This is a genomic window from Heliophilum fasciatum (genome assembly GCF_004341395.1).
GTDB lineage: Bacteria > Bacillota > Desulfitobacteriia > Heliobacteriales > Heliobacteriaceae > Heliophilum > Heliophilum fasciatum.
Map to the genome: position 1 here is coordinate 1 of NZ_SLXT01000061.1, position 2,262 is coordinate 2,262.

The window sequence follows — 2,262 nt, forward strand, 5'->3', positions numbered from 1 at the left end:
AGTGATAATTAGGCGATATTTTCTACATTATAATTTGGTAAGCGCATAAATGAAGTGAGCACATAATTTCGGTTATGTTCCGCAGCACATAACCGTAAAAATTGGTTATTTTCAAACACGCCCCGTGGCGCTCAGGCCAGTGCGATCATTTACAGCATCGTAGAAACGGCGAAAGAGAATGGTTTGATCCCGTTTCATTATCTGACGTATCTTTTTGAAAAGCTTCCGAACGTCGATACTTCGAACCCTCAAGTATTGGATCAGCTACTTCCTTGGTCGGCGGATCTACCAAATATCTGTCGAAAAACAAAATAAGCATACAGCAGCCCCACTTTGATAAACAAGGTGGGGCTGTTTTGACGCTTACGACATATCCGTCAGAAGTAAATTTGATTGCATTTTCAGCTAAAATCAAAATAATTTTTCTTAGTCGAACTTTATCGGTGACCAACACAGGATGAGCATCGATATCCAGAGAAAGGTCTAATCTAATACCTTTTTCTACTGCCTTTGGGAATAAGCATTGAACAATTTGCGATAGAAAATCTTCTAAATAAACTTCAGTGTAATTATGGAGTACATTACCTGTCACTAATTTTGAATAATCTAAGACATCTTGGATAAGCGTCAATAACGAATTTGACGAACGTTGCAGAAGCTCTGTATATTCTTTCTGCTCTTCCGTTAATGATGAATCCATCAACGATTCAGTTAAGGCGACAATCGAATTCATGGGGGTACGAAGCTCATGGCTCATATTGGAAAGGAATTGTTTTTTCGCAATTGAAGCAACTTGTGTTTCTTCTTGTGCTTTTTCGAGATCTCGATGTATCGAAGCAATTAGTTCTTTCTTTTGTATAATTATCTCATTCTTTTTTTCGATTTGTTCCATCGCTCTGTTGATGAAAAATTTAATTTTCTCGCATAAATCTGTATCATAAGATTGTAGTATTGAATTTTCATCATAGATGGAATCATAGTTTTTTCCGTACTCTTTTAATAATACGTTCATCATGAATCTTGCAGCTTGCAACGCCAATTGAGGGGAAAGACTTAAAAACCCTTGAAATTGCCGCAACATATCTTCACAGAAATGATTATGATCATATTCCTCCGTCGTTGAAATAACCATTGATTGATCAGGATGAATAATAATCACATTCCATTCGTCTCTTAAGGGGGAATTAGGTTCTAATTCGATAAATACAGTATTTTGGAAATCTGTAACAACGGAAAAATCGATGTTCTGAGCAAAGATGAAAATTTTTGCACATATTTGATCTAGTTGTTTATATCGTTCTATTTCATGTAAGAAAAATCTAAATTCCTGAAAAAAAACATACATCTCTGCCTTGAGTTCAAATTGGATGACAATGTCTTCGAGGGCATAGCTTATTCCTAACAACGAAGATTTACAATATGACTTCTTATCCAGATCAGACTTATTTTTCGATAGATTTAGATATAAACCAGACATTGAATTATCACTCATTTCTATAGAAGGCATTTGTATTTTTTGCTGTAGAATAGCTCTGTTGTTGCTGTAGAATAGCTCTGCTTGTACTTATGTACAAGGTAATATTCTACATTTTGTTCCATAATCCTTCCTTTCCCCGTAAGCGTGCTTATATAAAATAAAAACAGGGAAGGCAAAAATCCTTCCCTGTTTGGGCAATACCGATAATCATGGTTTGTATCCGCTTTATTTTTCATCGAGATATTTCATTAACCCACCAGTTCCCTGTAAATCGTTATCGTCGATGGGGCGGGCTGACTGTCAAAGGCTTCATCAAGCACCTTTTCCAGCCAACGGTAATGCTCGATGGCACCTTGGCGGTCGCCTTTTTGCATGAAAAGCCGGAGCAGTTGATTATTCGCCCTTTCTTCTTCCGGTGCAATGAGCGTCAGCAGTTTCAGACGGCGCAGGATATCGTCGTTTTCATCAGGCAGTCCGCCGGAAACGGGGTCGGAAGCGGAGGCAGAAGCAGAAGCAAGGGCAGAAGCAGAAGCAAGGGCAGAAGTACGGGCTGGGGCCGAGGCTTTACGGAGCATCGTTGCTTGCACCATCGCCTTGAGCGCATCTTTTAGCGATTGCTGCACCTGGATGTCCTTTTCGATGCTCCATAAGTACCCTTGGTTGGCAAAGAGATTGCCTTGATGACCGTAGTTGAATATTTCGCTCTTGGAGAGCCAGTATGTCGGCAAAATAGAGCCATGTTCACGGAAAAATAGAGCCACCTTCACGGCGTAGAGATCCACCTG

At 39.5% G+C, this 2,262-nt stretch carries 1 protein-coding gene and 2 pseudogenes; 1 reads left to right on the forward strand and 2 read right to left on the reverse strand.

Translation table 11 applies throughout. The annotated features are described in order from the left end of the window. Nucleotides 1-93 precede the first annotated feature (93 nt). A pseudogene (locus EDD73_RS15375) lies at nucleotides 94-315 on the forward strand (transposase domain-containing protein); the annotation flags it as partial. Nucleotides 316-604: 289 nt separating this feature from the next. Here EDD73_RS15375 and EDD73_RS15380 read toward each other — a convergent pair. After that, nucleotides 605-1,507, reverse strand: a pseudogene (locus tag EDD73_RS15380) (histidine kinase dimerization/phospho-acceptor domain-containing protein); the annotation flags it as partial. A 218-nt stretch (nucleotides 1,508-1,725) separates the two neighbouring features. Continuing rightward, a partial coding sequence (locus EDD73_RS14565; RefSeq protein ID WP_207668906.1) for a bacterial transcriptional activator domain-containing protein occupies nucleotides 1,726-2,262 on the reverse strand: 537 nt, incomplete at its 5' end.